The organism is Enterococcus sp. 7F3_DIV0205, from assembly GCF_002141365.2.
Classification (GTDB): Bacteria; Bacillota; Bacilli; order Lactobacillales; family Enterococcaceae; genus Enterococcus_L; species Enterococcus_L palustris.
In genome coordinates this window covers 1,867,112-1,893,573 of record NZ_CP147244.1, presented here as the reverse complement: position 1 = coordinate 1,893,573, position 26,462 = coordinate 1,867,112, and the positions used below count along the sequence as shown (strand labels likewise).

Annotated in this window: 23 protein-coding genes; 22 read left to right on the top strand and 1 reads right to left on the bottom strand. The window is 36.0% G+C overall.

Annotation, left to right across the window (positions count from 1 at the left end; translation table 11 throughout):
• The first annotated feature begins 106 nt into the window (after nt 1-106).
• From A5821_RS08965 to lepB, 19 genes are all read left to right on the top strand, one after another.
• The gene (locus tag A5821_RS08965; protein ID WP_010771056.1) at nt 107-1,426 is read left to right on the top strand and encodes a PTS sugar transporter subunit IIC; all 1,320 of its coding nucleotides are present in this window, start codon (nt 107-109) and stop codon (nt 1,424-1,426) included.
• Between the two features lie 54 nt (nt 1,427-1,480).
• A complete protein-coding gene (locus A5821_RS08960; RefSeq protein WP_051091059.1) occupies nt 1,481-1,732 on the top strand; it encodes a hypothetical protein in 252 nt (83 codons plus the stop codon).
• Between the two features lie 5 nt (nt 1,733-1,737).
• Nucleotides 1,738-2,826 carry a DUF871 domain-containing protein gene (locus A5821_RS08955; RefSeq protein WP_086314198.1) on the top strand — a complete coding sequence of 363 codons (1,089 nt, stop codon included), beginning with the start codon at nt 1,738-1,740 and terminating at the stop codon, nt 2,824-2,826.
• Nucleotides 2,827-2,834: 8 nt separating this feature from the next.
• Nucleotides 2,835-3,944: an amidohydrolase/deacetylase family metallohydrolase gene (locus tag A5821_RS08950; protein WP_086314197.1), complete on the top strand. Its 1,110-nt coding sequence runs from the start codon at nt 2,835-2,837 to the stop codon at nt 3,942-3,944.
• On the top strand, nt 3,934-5,028 hold the full coding sequence (locus tag A5821_RS08945) for a DgaE family pyridoxal phosphate-dependent ammonia lyase (protein WP_086314196.1): 1,095 nt from the start codon (nt 3,934-3,936) through the stop codon (nt 5,026-5,028). The genes A5821_RS08950 and A5821_RS08945 overlap by 11 nt, the downstream gene beginning before the upstream one ends.
• A gap of 28 nt (nt 5,029-5,056) precedes the next feature.
• Nucleotides 5,057-5,800, top strand: a complete 744-nt coding sequence (gene dagF, locus A5821_RS08940) for a 2-dehydro-3-deoxy-phosphogluconate aldolase (RefSeq protein WP_010770858.1) — start codon at nt 5,057-5,059, stop codon at nt 5,798-5,800.
• A gap of 178 nt (nt 5,801-5,978) precedes the next feature.
• A complete protein-coding gene (locus A5821_RS08935) occupies nt 5,979-6,989 on the top strand; it encodes a sugar kinase (RefSeq protein WP_086314195.1) in 1,011 nt (336 codons plus the stop codon).
• Between the two features lie 192 nt (nt 6,990-7,181).
• Complete coding sequence (locus tag A5821_RS08930; RefSeq protein WP_086314194.1) at nt 7,182-8,192, top strand: hypothetical protein; 1,011 nt, start codon at nt 7,182-7,184, stop codon at nt 8,190-8,192.
• A 23-nt stretch (nt 8,193-8,215) separates the two neighbouring features.
• Complete coding sequence (locus A5821_RS08925) at nt 8,216-8,674, top strand: YaiI/YqxD family protein (protein WP_086314193.1); 459 nt, start codon at nt 8,216-8,218, stop codon at nt 8,672-8,674.
• Nucleotides 8,675-8,990: 316 nt separating this feature from the next.
• Nucleotides 8,991-10,067, top strand: a complete 1,077-nt coding sequence (locus A5821_RS08920; protein ID WP_086314192.1) for a D-alanine--D-alanine ligase — start codon at nt 8,991-8,993, stop codon at nt 10,065-10,067.
• Between the two features lie 128 nt (nt 10,068-10,195).
• Nucleotides 10,196-11,563, top strand: coding sequence for a UDP-N-acetylmuramoyl-tripeptide--D-alanyl-D-alanine ligase (locus A5821_RS08915; RefSeq protein WP_086314191.1), 1,368 nt, complete (start codon nt 10,196-10,198; stop codon nt 11,561-11,563).
• 332 nt (nt 11,564-11,895) lie between these two features.
• Complete coding sequence (gene cshA, locus A5821_RS08910) at nt 11,896-13,434, top strand: degradosome RNA helicase CshA (protein ID WP_170922984.1); 1,539 nt, start codon at nt 11,896-11,898, stop codon at nt 13,432-13,434.
• A gap of 322 nt (nt 13,435-13,756) precedes the next feature.
• Nucleotides 13,757-14,110, top strand: a complete 354-nt coding sequence (acpS, locus tag A5821_RS08905) for a holo-ACP synthase (protein WP_086314189.1) — start codon at nt 13,757-13,759, stop codon at nt 14,108-14,110.
• Between the two features lie 136 nt (nt 14,111-14,246).
• Nucleotides 14,247-15,365 carry an alanine racemase gene (gene alr, locus A5821_RS08900; RefSeq protein ID WP_086314188.1) on the top strand — a complete coding sequence of 373 codons (1,119 nt, stop codon included), beginning with the start codon at nt 14,247-14,249 and terminating at the stop codon, nt 15,363-15,365.
• 15 nt (nt 15,366-15,380) lie between these two features.
• Nucleotides 15,381-15,761 carry a type II toxin-antitoxin system PemK/MazF family toxin gene (locus tag A5821_RS08895; RefSeq protein WP_010763889.1) on the top strand — a complete coding sequence of 127 codons (381 nt, stop codon included), beginning with the start codon at nt 15,381-15,383 and terminating at the stop codon, nt 15,759-15,761.
• A gap of 409 nt (nt 15,762-16,170) precedes the next feature.
• Nucleotides 16,171-16,872, top strand: a complete 702-nt coding sequence (locus tag A5821_RS08890) for a hypothetical protein (RefSeq protein WP_086314187.1) — start codon at nt 16,171-16,173, stop codon at nt 16,870-16,872.
• Between the two features lie 32 nt (nt 16,873-16,904).
• Nucleotides 16,905-18,257, top strand: coding sequence for a hypothetical protein (locus A5821_RS08885; protein ID WP_086314186.1), 1,353 nt, complete (start codon nt 16,905-16,907; stop codon nt 18,255-18,257).
• Between the two features lie 32 nt (nt 18,258-18,289).
• A complete protein-coding gene (locus A5821_RS08880) occupies nt 18,290-18,682 on the top strand; it encodes a LysM peptidoglycan-binding domain-containing protein (protein WP_086314185.1) in 393 nt (130 codons plus the stop codon).
• A gap of 285 nt (nt 18,683-18,967) precedes the next feature.
• The gene (gene lepB / locus A5821_RS08875; protein WP_086314184.1) at nt 18,968-19,816 is read left to right on the top strand and encodes a signal peptidase I; all 849 of its coding nucleotides are present in this window, start codon (nt 18,968-18,970) and stop codon (nt 19,814-19,816) included.
• Between the two features lie 223 nt (nt 19,817-20,039).
• Here lepB and A5821_RS08870 read toward each other — a convergent pair whose 3' ends face one another.
• A complete protein-coding gene (locus tag A5821_RS08870) occupies nt 20,040-21,521 on the bottom strand; it encodes a helix-turn-helix domain-containing protein (RefSeq protein ID WP_086314183.1) in 1,482 nt (493 codons plus the stop codon).
• A gap of 182 nt (nt 21,522-21,703) precedes the next feature.
• Here A5821_RS08870 and A5821_RS08865 point away from each other — a divergent pair, with 182 nt between their 5' ends.
• From A5821_RS08865 to A5821_RS08855, 3 genes are all read left to right on the top strand, one after another.
• Entirely contained in the window at nt 21,704-23,047 is a 1,344-nt protein-coding gene (locus A5821_RS08865; RefSeq protein ID WP_086314182.1) for an FAD-dependent oxidoreductase, read from the top strand.
• 208 nt (nt 23,048-23,255) lie between these two features.
• A complete protein-coding gene (locus tag A5821_RS08860; protein WP_086314181.1) occupies nt 23,256-23,483 on the top strand; it encodes a hypothetical protein in 228 nt (75 codons plus the stop codon).
• A 255-nt stretch (nt 23,484-23,738) separates the two neighbouring features.
• Entirely contained in the window at nt 23,739-26,405 is a 2,667-nt protein-coding gene (locus A5821_RS08855; protein WP_086314180.1) for a YhgE/Pip domain-containing protein, read from the top strand.
• Nucleotides 26,406-26,462: the final 57 nt, after the last annotated feature.

The window sequence follows — 26,462 nt, the reverse complement described above, 5'->3', positions numbered from 1 at the left end:
CTTTTCTTTTGAAAACCGTTTACATTATAATGTTACCATGTTATTATGAATGAGAAATAATTTGATTTTTTATTCATACTACTATTTTGAACGGGGGACAAAAGAAATGAATGGTTTTGTGCAGTGGATGGAAGTAAAATTGATGCCGGTTGCGAATAAATTTGGTTCTCAGCGGCATATGACAGCGATCAGAAAGGGACTTATCGCAACGATGCCTTTGACGATCGTAGGTGCCTTTTTTACAGTATTTCAGAATATTCCAATTGATGCGTATATGAAATTTATTGAACCGTATCAAGCAGTTTTGGATATTCCGTCACGTTATACAATGGGGATCTTAGCTCTTTATGCAACATTTGGTATTGCTTCTTCTTTAGCGACGAGTTACAAGTTGGATTCCTTAACGTGCGGGATTTTAGCAGTGATGGCCTTTTTAGTCACAGCAGCACCTCCAACACGTGTTTTTGAAGACGTGAAAGATGTTATTGGTGCAGGGCGTTATATTAATTTAGCCAATATCGGTTCTGCTTCATTGTTTGGCGCGATCGTTACAGCGCTTGTTTCGGTAGAAATTTATCGTTTCTTTATTCAAAAGGACATTACGATAAAAATGCCTGATGGTGTTCCACCAGAAGTGTCTAACTCATTTATTGCGTTGATTCCTGGAGCGGTGATTTTATTACTATTTTGGGTGATTCGTCACGTTATCGGTTTTGATTTAAATGGATTTTTAAGTACATTACTAATGCCTTTGAAAGATACCTTAGCTGGGAATAGCTTATTTGGTGGATTACTTACAGTCTTCTTGATTTGTTTCTTCTGGGTTTTAGGGATTCACGGACCAGCAATCATGGGACCTGTGATCAGACCGTTTTGGGATATGTCGATTGCTGAGAATACACTTGCTTTCCAAGAAGGTGCCTCAGTTCATAATTTACCGAATATTTTCACTGAACAATTTTTACAATGGTTTATTTGGATCGGTGGAGCCGGTACTACTTTAGCTTTAGTCGTTTTAATGATGTTTTCTAAATCAACATACTTGAAAAGTTTAGGACGTTTGTCCTTCTTGCCAGGATTATTCAATATTAATGAACCTGTGATTTTTGGTACACCGATCGTAATGAATCCGATTTTGGGAATTCCATTTATCGTGGCACCACTGATCACAACAACATTTTCATATTTTCTAACAGTGACCAATGTGATTCCAATGATGGCAGCGCGTTTACCATTTGCAATACCTGCGCCGATTGCTGCTTGGATGAGTACAAACTGGAGCGTTCCAGCAGCACTGCTTGTCTGTGTCAATTTCGCGATTACTTTGGCGATTTACTACCCGTTCTTCAAAGTATATGAAAAACAACAATTAGACAAAGAAGCAGAAGAGTTGGCAGCAGAACAAAAAGCAAAAGCAGCTGCTTAATTGAGATAGAGAGGGAGGGGAGTAGCTTTACTGCCCTCTTTGGTGATGAAGGTTATGATAATTTGGTTCATCGTATTTTTTATTTTTAGTCAAGTAATGATTGAAAGAAAATGGCTGCCTGAAAAATTTATGGATTTAAGGCTACTGCATCTATGTGTTGCTTCAATTGGTTTGATTTTCTTAGCGATCGTGGTAGGAATTTTAGTCAAGCAACCAATAGTTGTAGTAGGAACCGTCACTATTTTTTGTAGTTCAGTCCTGTCTTGGAAATATCGTAATAAATTCGACCATATAAAGCGAGGGTAAAATAAATGAAAAGAGCATTAGGTGTATCTGTTTATCCAGATCATAGTGATATAGAAAAAGACAAAGCTTATTTAAAAAAAGCCAGTGAATTTGGATTTTCACGGATTTTTATGAGCATGCTGGAAGTAACTGAAGGCAAAGAAGTCGTAAAGGAAAAATTTAAATCATTGATTTCTTATGCAAAGAGCTTAGGTTATGAAACGATTTTAGATGTGGCACCAAACATTTTTGATGAGTTACAAATTTCATATGATGATTTAACATTCTTTTATGAAACTGGAGCAGACGGTATTCGTTTAGATGCTGGATTTGATGGAAACAAAGAAGCGAAGCTAACATTTAATCCATTCGAGTTAGCGATTGAATTAAATATGAGTAACGATGTAGCATACCTGGATAATATTTTAACTTATGAAGCAAATGTTCCGTTTCTTTATGGGTGTCACAATTTTTATCCGCAAGAAGGGACTGCGTTGCCTTACGATTTCTTTGAGCGGTGTAGTGTTCGTTTTAAAAAACATGGAATTCGGACAGCAGCATTTATCAATTCACAAGCGGGGAAAATCGGTCCTTGGGATGTTAATGATGGCTTACCAACACTTGAAATGCACCGCCATTTACCAGTAGACGTCCAAACAAAACATCTATTTGCAACGGGTTTGATCGATGATGTGATTATTGGCAATGCCTATGCATCTGATGAAGAGTTAGAATTGTTAGGTAGCTTAAATCGCTATCAATTAGAATTATCAGTTGAATTTACTGAACAGGCAAGCGAGATTGAAAAAGAAATCGTGTTGACGGAACAACACTTCCGTCGCGGAGATATCACTGATCAAGTAGTTCGTTCAACCGAAGTTCGTAAAAAATACAAAAATGATGCCAATCCTGCTCATGACAATACACAAGAATTTCAAGTCGGAGATGTTGTGATCGGCAACGATGCATTTGGGAAATACAAAAATGAGCTGCAAATTGTTTTACAGCCGCATTCAGACGACCGTAAAAACAAGGTAGGTCAAATAACAGAGAAAGAATTGTTGTTGTTGGATTTTGTAAAACCCTGGACAAAATTTAGATTTAAAGAAAAGTAGGGGATAAAATGAGTTACGACTTAATTATAAAAAATGGGAGAACAATTGAAGGTAAACCAATAGAAATAGCAATAAATGCTGGGAAAATCGCAAAAGTTGCGGATAAAATCGAAGCAGATGGGAAAGAATTGATCGAACTATCAGCTGATACCTATCTATCAGCTGGTTGGATCGATGATCATGTTCACTGTTTTGAAAAGATGACTTTGTATTATGATTTTCCAGATGAAATTGGTGTAAAAAAAGGCGTAACAACAGTAATCGATGCAGGTACAACAGGCGCTGAAAATATCCATGAATTTTATGACCTAGCCAAACAAGCAAAAACTAATGTCTATGCGTTAGTGAATATTTCGAAATGGGGCATTGTTGAGCAAGATGAACTGGCAGATCTTAGTAAGGTAAAAGAAGAGCTCGTTCATAAGGCGTTGACTGAATTGCCTGATTTTGTTGTAGGAATCAAAGCGCGTATGAGTAAAACAGTGATCGGTGACAATGGGATCACTCCTTTAGAGATGGCGAAGAAGATTCAAAAGGAAAACAATGACCTGCCGCTTATGGTGCATATTGGATCAGCTCCTCCAGAGCTAAACAAGATACTAGCTCATATGACAAAAGGGGATGTGTTGACCCATTGCTTTAATGGAAAACCCAATGGTATTTTAGATCAGTCAACAAATAAAGTTAAAGATTTTGCTTGGGCTGCCTATAATAAAGGTGTTGTATTTGATATTGGTCATGGGACGGATAGTTTTAATTTCCATGTTGCTGAAACAGCTTTAGCAGAAGGTATGAAAGCAACTTCGATCAGTACAGATATTTACATCCGTAACCGTGAAAAAGGTCCAGTTCATGATTTAGCCACTACGATGGAAAAATTACGTGTGGTCGGATATGATTGGCCTGAAATTATTGAAAAAGTGACCGAAGCACCTGCTGAAAACTTCCGTTTTGAGACAAAAGGTCATTTAAAAGAAGGCTATGACGGAGATATCACAATTTTTACGATTGAAGCAGGCCAAAAGACATTGACTGATTCAAACGGATTTACCAGAGAAGCAAAAGAATTGATCAAACCTGTAAAAACCATTATTGGAGGAACAGTTTATGACAATTAGTTATGAAAAATTCAATCTAAAAGAAGTCATCAATGCCTCAGGGAAAATGACGATCTTAGGCGTATCGAAAGTCTCAGAGAATGTATTAGCCGCGCAAAAATTCGGTGGGGAACATTTCTTTGAGATGAGTGAGTTAAGTATTCAAACAGGCGCTTACCTAGCTAAATTATTGACTGTCGAAGATGCGCAAGTTGTTTCATCTGCATCTGCTGGCATCGCCCAAAGTGTGGCAGCCTTGATCGGTGAAGGTTCAGCTTATCACGCTTACCATCCATACACAGATAAAATCACCAAACGTGAAATCATCTTACCTAAAGGGCATAATGTAGACTACGGTACGCCCGTTGAAGTAATGGTCGAACAAGGTGGGGGACGAGTGGTGGAAGCAGGCTATGCCAATATGTGTTCACCTGAACACATTGAAATGATGATCACAGACCAAACAGCCGCGATTCTCTACATCAAGAGCCACCATACTGTTCAAAAAAGTATGTTAAGTGTGGAAGAAGCCGCAACAGTGGCCAAAGCGAACAACTTGCCGTTGATCGTTGATGCCGCAGCGGAAGAAGACTTATTCAAATACATCGAAGCAGGCGCAGATCTTGTGATCTACAGTGGAGCCAAAGCCATCGAAGGCCCAAGTGCCGGACTTGTGATCGGCAAAAAAGCTTATATCGAATGGATCCGCCTACAAGGAAAAGGCATCGGCCGCGCAATGAAAATCGGTAAAGATAATATCTTAGGCTTTACCCAAGCGGTAGAAGATTATGTGAAAAACGGCAGTGAAGCAGGGGCTTCTATGCAAGCACGCTTAGCCCCATTTATTGAGGGACTAAATACTATCACAAATATCGAAGCCAAAGTCGTTCAAGATGGAGCGGGTAGAGATATTTACCGTGCCAGTATCAAAGTCAGCGGAGCGAAATCAGCCAAAGCAGTCATCCAAGAATTAAAAGCTGAAAGTCCCGCTATTTATACCCGAGAATACCAAGCCAACAACGGGATCATCGAATTCGATATCCGTTCTGTCAATGAAGAAGAAATGAATAAAATCGTGACTCGTTTAAGCGAAATCATGAATTAAAAAACTACTAAACAGGAGTGAATCAACCATGACATTAACACCAAACTATTTAGAAGACCGTATTTGCCTAAACGTTTTAGCCAACTCAGTAGAAAACGCAAAAGACTGTTACGAAGCTGCCGAAGGGCATATCGTTTTAGGTGTTTTATCTAAAAACTACCCAACCGATGAAGCCGCGATCGAAGACATGAAAAAATATGCCGCAGAAACCAACAACGCATTATCAGTCGGTTTAGGCGCAGGGGATCCAAACCAAAGCCAAATGGTGTCAAGAATCTCAAAAGAACTACAACCGCAACACGTCAACCAAGTCTTCACAGGCGTTGGGACATCTCGTGCTTTATTAGGTCAAAATGACACGATCGTTAATGGCTTAGTCTCACCAACAGGCAAAGTCGGCATCGTCAATATCGCCACAGGTCCCTTAAGTTCCCAAACACCAGCAGGTGAAGTAACGATCGAAACAGCGATTCGTTTATTACAAGATATGGGCGGCAGCTCCATCAAATTCTTCCCAATGAAAGGATTAGCACATATCGAAGAATACAAAGCAGTTGCAGAGGCCTGTGCAAAATATGATTTCTACCTAGAACCAACAGGGGGCATCGATTTAGAAAACTTTGAAGAAATCGTACAAATCGCAGTGGACGCAGGCGTGAAAAAGATCATTCCTCACGTATACAGCTCGATCATCGACTCAGAAACAGGCGATACAAGACCAGAAGATGTGAAAACATTACTAGGTATGATTAAAAATACGTTGAACAACTAAAAGCTGAATGAGCTCGTTCAGAGCTGACAGAAAAATAGGGAAAGTTGACTGTGGCGTATTATGTCACGGCCCACTTTCATCTTTTTCCCGAAGCACTAACTCATGAAGCTAGATAAACTAAAAGCTGAATGAGCTCGTTCAGAGCTGACAGAAAAATAGAAAATAGGCAGGGATCGAGATGAGAATTGCAGCGTTTGGTGAAATAATGATGCGTTTGACACCACCAGAATATCTGATGTTGGAACAAACTAAGGATTTACGTTTAGATTTTACAGGTACAGGAGTCAATATTTTAAGTAATCTCGCTCATTTTGGCTGTCAAACAAGCTTATTGACAAATCTTCCAGATAATCGTTTGGGCGAAGCAGCAAAAGCAAGTGTTCGTCAATTAGGTATTCAAGATCGTTGGATAGGTTCTTCTGGGGATCATATAGGTTCTTATTTTGCTGAAATGGGATTTGGACCAAGACCTACACAAGTTACTTATCAAAATCGTCGAAGTAGTTCTTTTGGTGTGAGTAATGCATCTAGTTATGAGTTTGATGCATTTTTAGAAGAAACAGACTTAGTCCATATTTGCGGGATTTCATTAAGTTTGACGGAAGAAACGCGCGATGCAGCTTTTACATTAGCAAAAAAGGCGAGTACTTCTGGAAAAAAAGTTTGTTTTGATTTTAATTTTCGTCCTAGTTTAAACACGGCTCATGGTGTGGCGTTTATGAAGGAACAATATGAAAAAATATTACCGTATTGTGATTTAGTTTTTGGCAGCCAACGTGATTTAACCGACTTATTAGGGATGAAATTGGATGAATCATTGGATTCTTCTAAAAAATTTGAAGAGTTAGTTCAGCGATTTATGTTAGAGTACAAAATTACACACTTTGCAGGAACCGTTCGTCACGGTAAAGGAGATAAACATTATTTAAGCGGTTTTTTATTTGATTCAGAAAACTATGTTCAAGCTGCGCCACGTGAGATTATTAATCTAGATCGAATCGGTGCGGGTGATGCATATGCTGCAGGTGTTTTACTTGGCGTAATTGAAGAGTGGTCATTATTGGAAATAGTAGAGTTTGCAACGGCTAACGGTGTTTTAGCTCATACGATTCAAGGGGATATACCACTAACGACGCGCAAACAAGTTAGACATATCATGGAGCAGCCAACAGTAGATTTGATCCGTTAAAGGAAAGAGTAGCATGAAATAGTGTAAATGCATTTATACTACTTTCGTTCTACTCTTTTTTTCATTATAATAAGTAGAAGTAGGGAATTTAGCGAAACCATTTACGTGACGAAGATAAATTGGTATGCTTAGGAAGCGAAGCTATTGTTTTATTTATTATAAAGAAAAGTCTGTTTACAGGAGGAGATCGACATGACCGATGAAAATATTTGGAAAGCACTAGACGATGATGTTTTGAAAGATAGTATTCGAAAACGACCAGGTATGTACATTGGCGGGATTGGTCCGACGGGCTTGGAAAGCATGGTATTGCAAGTGCTTGATCATTTGTTGCAATTGGCAGTTGATCTAAAGCAGACAGAACTTTCAATCGAGCTTTCAGAGAAACAATTTATTTTTTCTTTTTTCAGTAAAAAAGGTTTATTTTTAGATAAAATGCCAGAAGAACAATATACGCCGCCTTATCTTTTTCTTTCGATCGTCAATGCTTTGTCAGAACAATTAGGTTTTGGTGTGGAAAAATCAGGAAAACGGACAATTCAAATCTATCAAAACGGACAATTAAATAAAAAGGCATTGATCCCTTCAGAAGATGAAGGACAAAGAATCGAGTTGGCATTTACACCCGATGAAACGTTATTCGGCAATAAAGCATTATCCTATTTTATTTTATTTAATCGTTGTCAAGAATTAGCGATGTTAAACAGTGGTCTGACGATTTTGCTGACTGATGGGAAAAAACAAAAAAATTATTTTCATTATGAGCAAGGGCTAGTTGATTATATTTTTCAAAAAGATGATAGCATCACGCGAAGCGGTCAGCCATTGATCATCAACACGATCAGTGAAGGTGTGACGATCCAAGCAGTCATCTCAAAAAACGGTTCGACTAGTATTAAGGATAGTTTTGTTAATGGTCATTTGCCTTCTGATGGAGGAACGCATCTTGATGGTTTTGTTCAAGGGACAGTGGATGCCATCAATCAGTTTTTAGAGGAAACGAATCGTTTGAAGTATTTAACAATAGATAATTTTTCTGAGCGCTTTGATGTTGTCCTATCAATCAGGGTAAAACGACCAAGATACACTGGCGCAGTCAAAAAGAAAATTAGAAATCCTGAGCTGTATAAAATTGTGAAAGAAGCTGTATTTACTGAAGTTTCTACTTTCCTCAAACGACATCCTGCTTGGTATTTGAATTAGTAGTCAGCTGAAAGGGAACGATTATGAAAATTTTTATTGATGGTGACGGTTCACCAGTAAAAGATGCGACAATTGAAGTTGCACTAGTTTATTCTCTTGAGGTTGTGATCGTAACAAGTATTGATCATTATTCTTTGAAAGAGTATCCTAAAAATGTTTCTTTTGTTTATGTTGATAAGGGAGCTGATGCAGCTGATTATAAGATTGTTCAACTAATCAAAGGTGATGATCTGTTAGTAACACAAGATTATGGGCTAGCTTCATTGGTTTTGCCTAAGGGCGCGTGTGTACTTCATCAGCTGGGGTATCAGTATACAGCAGCAACTATTGATGGCTTATTGGAGCAACGTTATTTTAGTGCAAAAGTTCGTAAAAGTGGTGGTCATACAAAGGGACCTAAAGCTTTCACCGCTGAAAATCGTGAACTATTTAAAGAAAAATTGATTGAAGTGCTAGAAGCAAAAAAAGAGAATGAACGCTGAAAATAAGGTAGACTTAACGGAATGCCTTATTTTTTATTCAAATTTAAGTAAATGAAAGGATTATTTTTATTAAAAAAAAACATCTCAGCTAAAAAAATCCTCGATTTAATGATTTGTTTCTATTCGGACTAACGCTTTTATGCTAAAATATGAAGGAGCTATTTTGAGTTTCTTTGTTGAGAACAACAATTTAAAAATTATTGAGCTTTAAGAGTTAGCCATTCAAGGAAAGGATAAAACCATATTAGTCAATTTTTTGATGGCTTTATCAAGGTACATAAGCTCTTTCAGCTTTAAAAATTAGGAGGAAAAGCATTTGAAGATTACTTTGCTATATGGTGGGAGAAGTGAAGAACATGATGTTTCGATATTGTCTGCCTATTCCGTTTTAAATGCGATCTATTATAATTACTATCAAGTTCAACTGGTTTTTATTAGCAAAGAAGGTCAATGGGTGAAAGGACCGCTCTTGTCAGAAAAGCCGGAAAGCAAAGAGGTTCTTAATCTGACTTGGTCTGATGATGGGGAAATAGATAAATGGGGCGAATTTACAGGTAAAGTGATTCGACCTTGTGATATTCAAGAAGAAGATACGATTGTTTTCCCTGTATTACATGGACCAAATGGCGAAGATGGAACAATCCAAGGCTTTTTAGAAACGATCGGAATGCCATATGTGGGAGCTGGCGTCTTAGCTAGTGCGAATGCAATGGATAAAATCATGACCAAATACTTGCTTCAAACAGCAGGCATCCCTCAAGTACCGTATGTTCCAGTTTTGAAAAACAATTGGAAAGAAAACCCAAAGAAAGTCTTTGAACAATGCGAAGGTTCATTGATTTATCCAGTATTTGTCAAACCGGCGAACATGGGTTCAAGTGTTGGGATTAGTAAAGCGGAAAATCGTGAAGAATTACAAAATGCTTTGGAAGAAGCGTATCGTTATGATTCTCGAGCAATCGTTGAACAAGGAATCGAAGCACGTGAGATCGAAGTGGCGGTTTTAGGAAATGAAGATGTGCGGACGACACAACCTGGTGAGATCGTAAAAGATGTTGAATTTTATGATTACAATTCAAAATATATTGACAATCAAATTACAATGCAGATTCCAGCTGAAGTCCCAGATGAAGTTCACCAAAAAGCGCAAGAATATGCTAAAAAAGCCTATACATTATTAGACGGAAGTGGTCTTAGCCGTTGTGATTTCTTTTTAACAAGTAAGAATGAATTATTCTTGAATGAACTGAATACGATGCCAGGTTTCACCCAGTTCAGTATGTATCCATTACTATGGGAAAACATGGGCTTGAAGTATAGCGATTTGATTGAAGAACTGATTCAGTTAGGACTAAATCGCTTTAAACAAAGACAAAGTTTTTTTGAAAGATAAATGATGAGAGGGAGGGGATAAAACGTTGGACGTTTTGTCTCAGCCCTTTTATAGTTATGCATATGAAATTGTGTGTATGAAGAGTGAAATCGAGATCGAGTAGACAATTAGATGGAGGAGGAAATACAATGAAATTAACTTTTTGGGAAGCTGCCCAAGCAACCAAAGCAACCAATAATTGGAACCAATGGCCCGATTTTGATTTAACTGGGCTTGAGTTTGATAGTCGTTTGATTCAAAAAAACAATCTATTTGTGCCGCTAAAAGGTGAAAATGATGGACATTCGTTTATTCAAAGTGCGGTAGAAAATGGTGCAGGTGCGGCATTTTGGAGTTCAGCGGAGAAGGCTCCTGATGATCTGCCAGTTTTACAAGTTGTAGATACTTTAAGTGCTATGCAGGATTTAGCTGTATATTATTTGAAAAAAATGACACCAACTGTCATTGCGATTACAGGAAGCAATGGGAAAACAACTACAAAAGATATGACAGAAGCTGTGTTAGCCCAACAATTCAAGACATATAAAACACAAGGCAATTATAATAACGATATCGGTTTGCCCTATACTATTTTACATATGCCTGATGAAACAGAAAAACTAATTTTAGAAATGGGCATGGATCATGCAAATGAAATTGATTTTCTATCAAGATTAGCTCATCCTGATGTTGCTGCGATTACGATGATCGGTGAGGCGCATATTGAAAATCTTGGTTCAAGAGCAGGGATTGCTAAGGCAAAAATGGAAATTACGGCAGGGCTGATTGCTAACGGTTTGTTGATCATTCCAGCAGATGAACCTTTATTAATGCCGTTAATTAAAAAATTGCCGCAAACGGTCAACACATTTGGATTAGAAAAAGCGGATTGCCAAGCCGAGATCATAGAAGTGCAAAAAGAATATACAACGTTCAAAATCAAGGGCTCAAGCACGTTATTCACTATTCCTGTTCCCGGAAAATATAATGTCGGGAATGCCTTGATCGCGATTACCATTGGTAAATGGTTTGAGGTGTCAGAAGAAAAAATCCAAGCTGGGTTAGTAGATTTTCAATTAACCAAAAATCGGACAGAATGGTTAAAAAGCAGTACTGGCATTGAGATTCTAAGTGATGTGTACAATGCAAATCCAACGGCGATGAACTTGGTACTGGATAGTTTTAGCCAGATGCCCACGCAAGGAAAACGAGTGGCTGTTTTAGGGGATATGCTTGAGTTGGGACCTGACTCTACCAACATGCACGCTTCGGTTAATGAACACTTAAATCCAACAGAAATCGCAGAAGTTGTTCTCTATGGAACTGAAATGCATGCTTTGTATAAGATACTTACAAGTAAATATCAGGAAAAACAAATCCATTACTTTAAAAAAGAGGAAAAGGAAGCCTTGATCAAAACAGTAAAATCCATACTTGAACCAGAGGACATGGTTGTTTTAAAAGCAAGTAATGGGATGGGGTTAAATGAAGTAGTGACGAAACTTCTCGAAATTTAGCAAGCTTTCATAAAACTTGCTGAAAATATAAAACTATGCTAAAATAACCTATTGCCGAAAGATCGAAGTAGATAAAACGAAAGTACCTATTGAAGATACTTTTCTATCATATAAAGATTAAAAAAGCTGAACGAACTCGTTTGGCTTTTCTAGTGCCTGTAGCTTCATAAGGTGGATTTTTCGGTAACACTAATCAGAAAATAAATGAAACCTATGTAGAAGGTTTATAGACGCCATCAACATTTTCGAAATTAGTGAAAGTCAAATCACCTGTAACACCATTTTAGAAGAATTTAGTTCTTCTGCAACAAACATTATTAGGAGGATATCATTTGAAATTTAAAGAACTTGGCTTAGAACCAGATTTATTGGCAGCAATCGAACGCTCAGGATTTGAAGAAGCAACACCGATTCAGGAGGAAACAATCCCTCTAGCATTACAAGGAAAAGACGTTATTGGACAAGCTCAAACAGGAACTGGTAAAACAGCAGCTTTTGGTCTTCCAATGTTGCAAAAAATCGACACGTCAAACCGTGTATTACAAGGAATCGTGATTGCACCAACTCGTGAATTAGCAATCCAAACACAAGAAGAGTTATACCGTTTAGGTCGCGACAAAAAAATTCGTGTACAAGCAGTATACGGTGGAGCAGACATCGGTCGCCAAATTCGTGGACTTAAAGAAAATCCGCATATCGTTGTAGGAACACCTGGACGTTTATTAGACCACATCAATCGTCGCACTTTAAAACTAGATACGATCGAAACGTTAGTTTTAGATGAAGCAGATGAAATGTTGAACATGGGATTCTTAGAAGATATCGAAAAAATCATTTCTAAAATTCCGTCAGTTCGTCAAACACTATTATTCTCAGCAACAATGCCGCCAGCAATCAAAAATATTGGCGTGAAATTCATGAAAGACCCAGAACACGTGAAAATCAAAGCGAAAGAAATGACTGCTGATTTGATCGATCAATATTATGTGCGTTCAAAAGATTTCGAGAAATTCGATATCATGACACGTTTACTAGATGTTCAAACGCCAGAATTAACAATTGTTTTCGGTCGTACGAAACGTCGTGTAGATGAGTTAGCCCGTGGTTTAGAGGCTCGTGGTTATAAAGCTGAAGGAATTCATGGAGACTTGTCACAGCAAAAACGTATGAGCGTTTTACGTTCATTTAAAAATGGTAATTTAGATATTTTAGTTGCAACAGACGTTGCAGCCCGTGGTTTAGATATCTCTGGCGTAACACATGTCTACAACTATGATATCCCGCAAGATCCAGAAAGCTACGTTCACCGTATTGGTCGTACTGGCCGTGCTGGTAAAGGCGGAATGTCTGTGACTTTTGTTACACCAAACGAAATGGGCTATTTACATGTCATCGAAGAGCTAACTAAAAAACGTATGACACCACTACGTCCACCAAGTGAAAAAGAAGCGTTCAAAGGACAATTAGGTGCAGCAATCGAAACCGTTGAAGAAAAATTAGCAGAAAATGGTCTAGAAAATTACTTGCCTTCTGCTGAGAATCTTTTAGAAAAATATTCTGCTGAAGACTTAGCAGCATTGTTGTTAAAAACTATTTCTAAAGATCCATCAGATGCTGTTCCAGTTAAAATTACACCAGAACGTCCATTACCATCAACTAAAAAAGGCTTCAACAAAAACAATCGCGGCGGTGGCGGCGGAAACAGCCGTAATCGCAATAAAAACGGTGGCGGCGGCTATCGTGGCAATAAGAATAACAAAGGGACTGGCAGCACTGGAAATGGCGGCTATAATAAGAGCAAAGATAATCGTTCAGCAAAACGTCATAACGATAAAAAACGCAGCTTTGTTATTAGAGATAACTCAAATTAATGAATCCATAATAGAGAGAAATAAGAATTTAGTTGTTTCTATCTCATCACTAATTGGATTTCGGGAGGGTGAGACAAGGCATAAAAGCTTTGTTTCATCCTCTTTTATTGAATCAAATCGCGTTAGTCTTTTCAAGTTATAGTAATATAATTAGGATTTAACTCAAAAAGTAGTACTATAATCACCTATTTATTGAGTTTTTTGCCGAAGCTAGACGAGCTGTTCTAGCTTTTTATTAATTTTTACATTATTATGTGGAAAAATTGCTAAAATTTGATAGAATAAGAGTAATTTATAAAATAAAAAAAGAGGGCTTGAAAGAATGATAAGAGGAATTGGTATAGACATGGTAGAACTTTCAAGAATCGAAAAAATTATCGGAAATAAATCTTCTTTTATACAACGAGTTCTTACTGACGATGAATATGCACTTTTTCAAAAATTACCACACAAACGACAAGTAGAATTTTTAGCGGGGCGTTTTGCGTGTAAAGAGGCTTTTTCTAAAGCATGGGGGACAGGGATCGGAAGTTTAGGCTTACGTGATGTTGAAATTTTAAAAGAAGATAATGGTGCTCCTAAGGTTACAAAATCACCTCATGAAGGAAATGTATTTGTGTCGATTTCACATACAGACACCTATGCAGTTGCTCAAATTATTCTGGAAACAGTTTAAAAGAGGAATTGTTTAACTACAAAATTTGAATAACGGTCGAGACCAAAGCTTTTGATTAGACATCACTTGATTTTTTCCAATTTGAAATAAATCACTTGAATAGTTTGATTCGACTGTAAAAGAAAGAAGGACACATATGGCTGTAGGATGGCATCGTCCCACAAAACTAGTAATCGATACACAGGCAATTAAAGAGAATGTTTGCAATGAAGTAAAGCGAATGCCGCAAGGGACGGAATTATTTGCGGTCGTTAAAGCAAACGGTTATGGACATGGAGCTGTTCAAACGGCTAAAGCGGCTATTGAAGGAGGCGCTACGGGATTTTGTGTAGCAATCTTAGATGAAGCCATAGAGCTACGGGAAGCCGGCATAACAGAGCCAATCCTCATTTTAAGTGTCGTGGATGTTTCTTACATAGAATTGCTGCTAAAGTACGATTTATCTGTTACAGTAGCAACTCAAGAATGGCTGGAACAAGCAATTGAACAACTGAACCATATAGGGACACAAATACCACTGAAAATACATATAAAAGTTGATACAGGTATGGGACGCATTGGATTTATTACGCCGAAAGAAGTAAAACATGCTGTGGCATTAATAGCATCAACGAAAATGCTTGCTTGGGAAGGATTGTTTACCCATTTTTCTACTGCTGATGAAAAAGACGTAAGTTACTTTGAAAAGCAGACGCAACGTTTTCAAGCAATACTATCAGTGCTTCTTGAGTTGCCGAGATATGTGCACGTAAGTAACAGTGCAACTGCTCTTTGGCATCCAGATAATGTAGGAAACATGATTCGTTTTGGTATAGCTATGTATGGGTTGAATCCATCTGGGCGAGTATTGCCAGAAGTTTATCCGTTAAAACCTGCATTGAGTTTGGTATCCAAGTTGATTCAAGTGAAAGAACTTTCCGTAGGTGAAGGCATTGGCTACGGTAACACTTACACGACAACTGAAAATGAATGGATCGGCACTGTACCGATTGGTTATGCCGATGGATGGTTACGCCGCTTACAAGGTTTTTCAGTACTAGTTAACGGCGAAAAATGTGAAATCGTTGGAAGAATCTGTATGGATCAGTGTATGATCCGACTGCCTAAGCAAACGGCAATCGGGACAAAAGTCACATTTATTGGAAACGATCATGGTGAAGAGATCACAATGCAGATGGTCGCAGATAAATTAGAGACGATTCATTATGAAGTAGCATGTACGTTTTCTGAACGTATGCCAAGGGAGTATAAATAGAATAGGAGGTTTCAAATGGTCAAAAGGGGTGACATATATTTTGCAGACTTATCCCCTGTTGTAGGATCAGAACAAGGGGGAGTACGTCCAGTACTAGTCATACAAAATAATTTAGGCAATCATTTTAGTCCAACCATCATCGTCGCTGCGATCACAGCAAAGATGGCTAAACCAAAACTGCCGACACATATAGGAATTAATTCAGAAGAAACAGGCATTGAACGCGATTCGGTCATTTTATTGGAACAGATCCGTACTATTGATAAAATACGTTTAAAAGAAAAAGTTTGCCATCTGGGGATAGAAATCATGGACTCTGTTGATCGTGCCTTGGGCGTTAGCGTTGGAATTTTGGAAGCAGAACTGGAAGAAGAAAATCTTGGTACATATCGTTAAAGTATCAGATATTTTAATGGAAAACATAAGACCTAACCTGTTTTTATTAACATTAGGACGACCGTTTGCAACAACATAATTCTAAATAGGATTACATTGTTCGTTACTTATACATTGTTATTTTTAATCGTTTAGTTGTTACTAGTAAAAATGCTGAAATCAAGTACGAGAAAGTATAAATTAATCACATATGAACCCTTTCCTTTTGTTTAAATAATAAAAAAATGCTAAATTTTATGAATAGCCTAGTTGTTTTATTGACTTTTGCCAGAGTTTATAAAAAAAAGTTGGCAATAACGTAACGTAATGTTACAATAAACTATGTATAATTGGGTGGAAAGTGGATAACTTTCAAAAAAGTAGATATATTTAGTGTTTTTTTATTAAGGGATAAAGGAGTTTATATTTAATGACAATTTTCATGTTCGTATTAGTAGTAATACTGTTTCTTTTTTTCAGTTATCAGTTGTATGTTCGATTCCAACTGGAGAGTTTAGATTCTGATAGTCCAAAAATGAAACGCAAGATTAATTTTTATAAGTATCAAGAGAACAATCGATCACTATTGTTTTTGATGATTGCAGCAATTATTTTTTGCTTAATACTTTTTGGGATACTTTATAATCAAGATACTTTAAGAAAAGATAATAAAGATCTAGAATTGAAGATAGAAGAGATTAAGGATGCCAGAGGCGGAGCTTCTGGTGCAAAAATTGAGAGCTATAAAGAAAATGCATTAAAATTGACTGAATTCCCTTGGAAAAAAGTCGTAGAAAGCAGAGATGCTCAAGCACTAGATAACTATGAACTTCAATTTTTGAGAGATTGGCAGCCCTTTTTTGGAGAAGCAAATGTGTCAATCATGATTAGTCAGAAAACGGAAACATTGACTATCTCAGTCTTTCCAACAGCATTGACATTTAATGATTTCCAAACAGCTGAAAAAAATATTGAGACCTTTATTAAAGAGCTACAACCAGTAAAAGAAATCAAAATGATTGATTTTAACTTTACATATCGAGATAAAACAAACAAACTATCTAAAAAATCGGTTGTTTATACAAGAGAATCGACTGACAGTAACTTAGAAAAAGTAGTATTAGACAAATAGAGTAGAGAAATAAAAGATGGGGTGTAAAACACATGGCAAAGAGACGGTTAATTAAGAAAATTAACGAGGTTTCCGAAGAGGAATTAACACAAGATGTAGACTTTAATTCGGAAAGTGAACAACGACCTGCTCCTATAACAACAAATAATAGCAATTTATTAGCTGAACAAGAGCAAGAGATCACACGATTAAGAGAATTGATCGAAGAATATAGAATGCAAGAAGCTGAATTTGAACAAAACAAAGAAGAGAACTTCCGTTTATCTCAACAAAATAAACAATTAGTCCTTAAAGTTGAAAGCAATCAAGATGAACTTGAATTATTAAAAGAAAAGAATGATGAGTTAGCCACACAACTTAACCAAAAAGAAACAGAACTTTTTGAATTAGAAGATGCGACAGAATCTGCTGATTCTTCAGAAGAAATCAATCGTTTAAATGCACAAATTGCAGAATTGAAGAAAGAAAATATCAGTGGGCAAGAACAAATTGCTTATCTTGAGACAGCGCTTGTTGAAAAAGACAAAGCTTTGGAAACACAAATTCTCGAAAAAGAGAAAGAAATACAACAATTACAAGCTGATTTAGCTGCCCGAGGAACAATCGGAGAAAAACAAGAAGCATTGGAGACGGTGAAGATGGAATTAGAATCATTGAATGAAAAACTTCAAACTACTGATAAAGAAAATCAAGAATTAACACAAAAACTTGCTGATCTTCAAGAGCAAATGCGCCGCCTACAACAAGAAAACCAAGACTTAAAAGACAAAGAAATTACTTTAGCAACAACTAGTGATGTTTCTGTCGATAACAGTCGTGTTGACGAATTGAAAAAAGAATTAGAAACAGTTCTAAAAGAAAAAAGTGAGCTAGAAACAAATCTAGGCCGTATCCAAGGGCTAAATGATAAATATTCTATTCAAAAGAATGTATTTGAATCTGAATTAGCTGGTTTGAGAAGTATCTACAAAGAAAAAGAAGAAGAACTAGAAAACTTAAATGCTGAACTTGAAACAATGCGCAGCATGTCTGCAACTGGCGAAGCTACAGGAAATCAGTTAGCAGAATTGTTACAAGCTAAACAACAAATCAACGATCTATTATTGAAAAATCAATCATTACAAGAAGAAGCATTGAAATCACAACAAGAAATCGGTGAAGTAATGGTTTCTGCTAAGAAAGAAGCAAATCGTATTATCAGTGAAGCGCAAGTTGAAGCAAAACATATGGTCAACTCAGCTGAACTTGAAATGCTAAATATTGGAAACCGTGCGAAAAATATTTCTAATGAAGTAGAAGAATCTAAGAACGAGGTAATGACGATTTATCGTGAGTTAGAAGAACGTTTAAGTAAATTGTCACGTTTAGATAAATCTGGAAACTAATTAATCATAGAACAAATGAAGGGAAGAACAATATGAAAAAACGAATCAATAAAACATACACTATACTGTTGATTTTTTCTGCAATATTGTTTAGTACTGCTATATACTTTATGTCTAGTTCTTTGGTCTTAGGAGCATCTGTAGGTGGATCGGTAGCAACACCAGAAACTGCAGGTGAAGCACCGATAGCAACACCTACTCCAACTCCTTCAACTCCAGAATCAGATCAACAGAAAGCAACAACAGAAAATACGATTACTGAAAAACAAGAAAAAGAGGTACCTAAAGAGGTCTACGTTGTAAAAAAAGGTCAGACTTTATGGGAAATCGCTCAAGATTCTGGGTTATCGATCCAAGCATTAATGAACAGAAATCAGCTTAGCAATAGTGTGATTGTCGAAGGGCAAGAATTAGTGTTTGAGTGATAGTCTAACAGTATTACTTGAGGAATAAAAAAGTAGGGATTGAATTTTAGGTGGGTGGAGTAAAACTTTTAGAGTTTTGCCCCGCTCACTTTTTTGAATGTAAGAACATTATCACAGCAAAAGAATTAAGAGACGCTGAAACTAGTCGGTAACAAAGAGCAAGTTCATTAGTTGAGAAGTGAAGTCGTGCGGTACTTTTTACGACTAGCTAGTTTTATATGGAAAAATACACGGCAGTCTGTTATTCTTAATTAAGAGTATTAATCGGTATGATTGAGGTGTATCATGGATGAGATAAGAGAACGTTTTGAACGACTAAAACGCCAACTAAAAAGAAAATTCAACAAAAATAAAAAGCCAAAAAATAGAGCTAAAAATAGAAACAGAAAACACCCAAATTCTGAACAAAGAAAGAAACAGCTTAAGTCTAGAGAGCGAAGCGAACTTGCAAAAGAAGCAGCAAGAGACAAGCTAAGACCCAAAGAAGCGCTAGACAGAAAAAACGCACCAACGAATAAAAAAAGAAAAAAGAAAAAAATAACTAAAGAAGAATTCGAGAGAAGAAAAAAGAAAAAAAGAAAAGAAAACATTGTTGAAATCGTTAAATTCATGCTGCCAGTTGTATTATTTGCAGTCTTTGTGTTTTTCTTTATCTTAAATACCTCTCCTCATATGGTTGATGGGGATTCGATGAGTCCAACTTTATTAAACAAAGATCGGGTCATTGTTCGACGAACAAAAGAACCAAAAAGATACGAAATCATCACCTTTAAACCACCAGTCAAAAGTGATTTCCAATATGTAAAACGAATCATAGGCATGCCGGGAGACTTGGTTTGGACAGAAGGCAGTGACTTATTTATCAATCATCAAGCAGAATCATTACCAAAGGTGTCAGAACTATCTGCTGCGAATGAACTTCCTGATGGGACGATCAAAGTAAATGTGTCAGAGGATTGTTTAGATCAAATGTCACAATTGAAAAAAATTCCCAAAGGACATTATTTTGTACTGGGAGATAATCGAAATAATTCTAGTGATAGTAGAGCTTTTGGATTAGTTGACGGTCAGGCTATTGAGGGAGTCGTCTCCTTTAGATTTGCTCCGTTCGATAATATTGGATGGATAAAATAAAAAAACGATAAATTTATATCGTTTTTTTTATTTTTATGAATAAACATAAAAAACATTATTTTTTGTGAAAATTATAAAAATAATAGTAAATCAAAAAAGAAAATATTTTGCCCGAATTTGTGATTATTCTCATTAAATTTAATAGTTGTCAAGAAAATGGAGAACATCAAGACGGTATTCTCTGCTATAATTTCAATTAGTAGTAGATGTAACAACAAATATTTTATCTTGTGTCAATCAACTGAATGATCAGTTTTTCAATTTCAGTCATATCGTAACTGTTACCAATATCTGAAAAGATATAGACTAATTCTTGTTTTTCAGATATGACCTCACTATAAATGTTAGAGAGTAAAATATCATAATGGCTTTCTTCCTTGAAAGCTTCTGCTTTGATTGGGTATTTGTGTCCTAAAACATTTGTTAAATGCTGAATAACTAATTCACCAATAGAAGGATTCAATGAATGATAGACACCAATTGCGATTTTTTCTTCATTCAATTCAGCAATATGGTTTAAGATGATCGTATAGTGAATTTCAGTGAATTTATTTTTATAACTTCCTTTTTCACCATCTTGATCAAATTTCTTAGTTGCAATATCCATCAACTCAAAAACCTCATTGCCAGAAAATGGATGACGGTGAGCATTGACAATAGATTTTACGGTCCAGCTATCAAAAGCTAAGATAAAACCATCAAAATAATACAGTTGGGAATGAAGCTGGAACAAGAGGTTTTCAATATACAATAATCGGGCAGACGAAGCATAGCTCGATAAATATCCCTGTTGTTTCAGATATTTTAAGATAACTTTATTCATATAGTTTAAGTAAGAACTTTCCCTGCGTTGTTTTTCGGCCAATCTAAAAGCAAAAGAAGAGTTGGGAGAAAAATTATGCATGGAACAAAAAAAGTCGTAAAACATGTAAGCTTCATAAATAGTATATGGACGGTCGATTTTTTTCATATATGTATGTAAGGCCAAATTGATTTCTTCAAATAGCGGACGATCGGGATAATCATAGTTTGGGCTGATGACAGGATTGTATTCAGTGGTCAGTCGCCTGAAAGATATTTTCATCCACAATTTAATTTGCAACACTTCAGTTGGATCAAATACTAGATTAAGAGAGTCTTTCAAAATATCTACAAAACCAAGATATTGATTAGCTGTCTCTTTTTCCAAACTTGATTTATCTTCAAAAAGAAACCAAAAGAAGCTAAAGAAAAAATAGCGAATTTGTTTTTCTTCTCCGATGAGTTTGCCTCGTTTGATTTGCAGGCGGAATTCCTTTAAAAGGTCATTGAGTTCAGTGATTTTACGATAATAAGTTGCAGAACTGATTGCATAATTCAACTGAAAATAATCACATGTCAGTTCGCCTTTTGTAAATAACTGATTGACCATTTGAAATTTAATTGATTTTTCCAAAAAAAGGACAACAACTTTCTTTAATGGAAAAGTTGGTTGCTTTTTTAATGAAATATTTTCACCTTTTAATGTTATTTCTACGTATTCGTTTACCTGATTTTCTTCAAGAAAACTTTGTAAAAAAGACAAATATTCATTTAATGTTGGTAAGCTAATTTGAAATTCATTGACTAGCTCATTTTTTGTCGCTTTGCCTTGATTGTTGTATAAAAATAATAGTATATCATTCATATAATCGAAGGGCTTTTCTAAAAAATCTCGTTTTAGCATAATAGACACCTCACTTTAAGGATACTTGATTCATAACAAAATGGCAATACGCAACTTATAAAAAGAAATTTACTGTTTATTATTATATAAAAAAAATGAAATTATATATATAATGGATTAGAGTGTAGTTCATATTTATCGAATAGAATGAAGTTTATTAGATTGGAAGGAGAAGAACCTTAGTGAAAGTAATCATCATAGGAGCCTCACATGGTGGGCTTCAGGCTGCGTTAACATTAAAGAAATTAAATCCTCAAACTGAGGTTATTCTAATTGAAAAAAGAAGTGAAATCAGTTATGTATCAAGTGGAATCATATTGAGAATGAATCAATTAGTCGATGAATTAGATAAAGTGAGATATCTTACATCGGGAGAATTGAATAAAATGGGTGTAGATGTTTTACTCAATGCTACAGTTACTACCATAAATTCAGATAAAAAAACAATTATCTATGAGGATGCTAATAATAAAATAAAGGAAATAGGTTATGACAAATTAATACTTGCAACGGGATCAAATCAATTTTCAACGAATTTGACATTGCCAAGTAAAGATAAAGTAACTGTATTTAAAAGCTATCCAAGTTCTGTAGAGGCTTTAGAAAAATTAGAGCAGTCCCAATCTATCTCAATCGTTGGAGGTGGATACATTGGTGTAGAGCTTTGTGATGCTTTGAAAGACCAAGGAAAAGAAATTCATTTAATTGAAAGTGCTGACTCCGTTCTTTTTCGTTATTTAGATAAGGAAATATCCTTATTAATTGAACAAAAAATTCGAGATTCTGGAATAAATCTCCATTTGAATGAGAGTGTTATTGGATTTTCAGATATCGATGAAGACCTATTTATCACTAGAACAACGAATGAAGAAATTAGAAATGATTACGTGATCGTGGCAGTTAATGCTCGTCCAGATACCACATTAGTCAAAGATTTTTTAGATTTGAATGCAAACGGAACCGTTCGTGTTAATGATCATATGCAAACAAGTGATCCAAATATTTTTGCTTTAGGTGATGTTATTTCTTATCCTGTTCGTAATAGTTATCGCAAGTCGTTCATCCCTTTAGTGAATAATGTCGTACGAAGTGCAACAGTTGCGGCAATGAATGTCTTAGGACATCCGATGAAATACAATATGACACAAAAAACAACTGCAACAAAAATTTTCAATAGTTATGTTGCCAGTACCGGTTTAACAGAAATTGAAGCTAAGTTTGAAGGAATAGAAGTTGAAAGTATCTTTTTAACATTACCATGTCAATTACCATACCTTGCATTACAAGAAGAAGTACATATCAAAATGGTCTTCGAGAAGGGATCACACAAATTAATTGGCGGCCAGTTGATGTCTGAAAAAGATATTACGCAATCAATCAACACCTTATCATTAGCAATTGACAAAGAAACAACATTGGAAGAATTAGTCACGATGGATTTTTACTTTAATCCAGGGATCAATCAACCGATGGGGATTATTAGCCGTGCAGCATATGAGTTTTTAATTGAAAAGTATAAAGTGTGATTATAGTATAACGAACGTTATTGTATTGTGGCTTAGACATAGGAATGAATGTAAAATAATAAATGAGCAAATAAAGTTTTTATTGATATTTCTTGAAACGGCTAGACAAAGATAGTTTGTTATTGCTTTATTTTATAAAAAAAGCAAATTGCTTCTCCTTATTATTATTTAAGTTTATAATAGAATAAAATTCTAGGAGGCATAATCGATGAAAGCAGACGAAAAGAAATTTTATGACTTCATTATGGATCGGACTAAAGCTGATCACCAAGAAGACATGAAACATTTGCTGGCGGAATTGATGGAAAGAAGATCAACGGATAAGCTTGATAAGATGTATCTTATGAGTGTGGTTCCTAGAGCGCTTTCTTACTTAGATCCTGATTCAGTAAATGAAGTGAAAAAAGTGGTATCAGAGTTTTCAGGAAAACTATAAGCAGTAAAAAACTAAAGGCAAGCTGATTCATTTGGATGAGTTTGTCTTTTTTTAGGTGTCAGAAAGTTTCATAACAATAGAGGAAAAGTTGGGAAAATAGGTTATTTAAGTTGTATAAATAAATACATAGAGGAAATCTCTACGACAATTTCAGAAACCTGTCGTAGAAATAGACAAAAAATGGATTTTTCATTTGTTATTGATAAAACGATTATGCTAAAGTAAATCAGTCATTAAAAAGAGTAGGTGAGCAGGATGAAACACATAAAAAATACATTGAAGTTATTTAAATTAGATTGGCAACGCATTTTTAAAAACCCGATCGCTACATTTTTGATTATTGCACTGATGATTATTCCATCACTTTATGCATGGTTCAATATTAAAGCATTGTGGGATCCTTATGCAAACACAGGAGAGCTGCCGATTGCGGTATATAGCGATGACCAAGCAGCAACATTCAAAGACAAAAAAGTGAATATTGGTGAGGAAGTCCTGAAAAACCTCCATGAAAACAAACAATTGGGTTGGCGGTTTGTTGACTCTAAACAGGAATTAGACAAAGGAGTAAGATCAGGTAAATATTATGCTGGTATTTATCTGCCAAAAGATTTTTCTAAAGACTTATTAAGTTTCACGACAGGAGAAATCACTAAGCCTAAAATAGACTATTCGATCAATGAGAAAATCAATGCGATTGCACCGAAGATTGCAGAGAAAGGGGCCTCTTCTTTACAAGCCCAAATCACAGATGAATTTACTAAGACAGCTAGTGGTACCTTGGTTAGTGTGTTTAATGATATTGGCTATAATTTAGATTCTAATTTAGTCAGCATTACAAAAGTGAAAAATATGATCCTTTCAACAGATGAAAATATTGCGCAAATCGATAAGTACACACAAGAAGTCGTAGCATTGCATGGCAAGATGCCAGAATTGAAAACAAAATTAGCGAAAGCCAATGAATTTGTTGAATACTTGCCCGAAGTGGATGCATTAGGGGCTAAATTAGTTGATTTAAATAGTAAGATGCCAACGATCAAAGAACAAGCCAAAGTTATTTTAACATTACAACAAAAAATTCCGGAAATTCAAAATGCCGGTAAACAATTGGCAATGATCGATGAAGATTTTGCTTCAGTTGAACAAACAATGAACGAAGGAATCAATGAAGCCAAACAAGGCTTAACGATCATTCAGCAAGTTCAAACCGCTCTTCCTGATATTGAAAAACTTGGAAATCAAGCAGATCAATTAGCGACAGCAACAAGTGAAGGGGCAGCAAAATTACAAGAAGCTTTACCTGGTATCACTAGTAGTATGAAAGTGACCTTACAAGCAATTGGAACAATCAGTTCCAGTGTTGCATCTGTTGTTGAACAATTGAGAGATAATCGTTTGACGCCAGATGAACGCGAAATGTTGAAACAACAGCTATCAACTAGTTTAGGACAACAGCAAGCAGTCATTCAACAACTGATCCAAACTTTGACACAAATCCAAGAAGCTGCTGGAAATCAAGAGTTACAGCCGACTATTGATAAATTAACAACCGTTAGCAACTTGATTTCGGCTTTAAAATCTAAAGTCGATAGTTTAGATGTAAATGCCATTACTGATGCTGATTTAGAAGCCATTCAAAATGCAGCAAATGAAATTGCTGCTACAGCATCAAGTATTGATGTCGATGCAGTTTCAACGATGGTCAATGATATTTTAACGAAACTGATCGCAACGATCAGCACAGCTCAAGGTTTGCTTAACCAAGCGAAGCAAATTGATTTTGCTTCATTGTTAAACTCAACAGAAGCGACTGTCTCAAATGCAATCGGCATCTTAGAAAAATACCAAGCAGAGTTACCTGCAATCAAACAAGAAGTTCACGATGCCAATGTTTTATTGAATGGCCATATGGATACGATTGTAAATGGCATCAACAAAGGTGCTGAACTGTATAATAATGAGTTACCTGTTATAGAAGATAAACTTGGATTAGCTGCAAATTTCATTCAAAATGATTATCCAGGAATCAGAAACAATATCACAGATACTTTAAAAACAGTCAATGACAAAATGCCAGATTTGGAGTCTGCTTTAGATAAAGCCAATGACTTAGTTCAAAATGACTGGCCAAATATCAAGACAGGCTTGCACAAAGCAGCAGAAGCAATCCGAAAAGGTGAAAAGGATGTTGACCTTGGTCAAGTGATAAAACTGCTTAAACTGGATGCTAATGCTGAAAGTGACTTCTTTGCTAAACCAGTTGAAGTTTCTGAAAATAAAATTTATCCGATTGCGAATAACGGATCAGCAAGCACACCATTTTATACAGCCTTGTGTTTATGGGTTGGAGCTGTTTTATTTTCAAGTGTTGCAACCACTGATTTTTATTTAGATGAAAAAGATCGTGGGAAATTTTCTAAACGAGAACAATTTTCTGCAAGAATGTTAACATTCTTAGTAATGGGCTTGGCTCAAGCGCTGATTGTTACGTTAGGGAATTATTTCTTATTAGGTGTAGATGTCAGACAACCATTTTATAGTGTTTTGTTTGCGCTATTGATCGCCTTTGCCTTTATGATGATGGTCTATGTTTTAGTAGCGCTTTTCGGTAATGTCGGAAAAGGTGCAGCGATCATTATCTTAGTATTGTCTATATCTGGTGGTGGGGGAAATTACCCAATACAGGTATCTGGGAAATTTTTCCAATTTATTAACCCGTTTTTACCATTTACCCATGCAGTGAATTTATTGAGAGAATCGGCTGGCGGAATTTACTGGCCAAATGCTTGGAAGGCAATCATTATCCTAAGCGGTATTGCGATCGTCTTCTGCGGATTAGGTATTTTCTTATATCCTTATATCGAGGAAAAAACGAAGAAATTAGCGAAGGTCTCTCACGAGAGTCGTATCTTCCATTAAAGATGAAAAGCATTAAGAGGGTGGACGTCTGATTCTACCATTACCTGAATTCCATGT